Genomic DNA, 254 nt, shown 5'->3' with positions numbered 1-254 from the left:
TTACACGGCTACCTCAACGACGTCCCACCCGCCGAGTACGAAGCCACGTTCTACGATGCACAACGGACCGACCAACCACTGGTCGCAATCCAATAGCCCGAGCCTCCGGCAAAACCAGGGCGATTCAATGACGACGGTGGCGTGGTGCAGGAGGCGGTCGAGGATGCTGACTGCGGTGGTCTGCTCAGGTAGGAAGCGACCCCATTGTTCGAACGGCCAGTGCGATCCGATGGCCAGGGAGCGGCGTTCGTAGG

The 254-nt window shown here is 61.8% G+C and carries 1 pseudogene; it reads right to left on the bottom strand.

Annotated features, from left to right (window positions below):
- Positions 1-126: 126 nt before the first annotated feature.
- Positions 127-254: pseudogene (locus E0T84_RS31730) on the bottom strand (ATP-binding protein); the annotation flags it as partial.

This window comes from Mycobacterium sp. DBP42 (assembly GCF_005924235.1).
In the GTDB taxonomy this organism is placed as follows: Bacteria; Actinomycetota; Actinomycetes; order Mycobacteriales; family Mycobacteriaceae; genus Mycobacterium; species Mycobacterium syngnathidarum.
The sequence above is the reverse complement of the archived record's forward strand: the minus strand, read 5'-3'. Positions and strand labels throughout refer to the sequence as shown.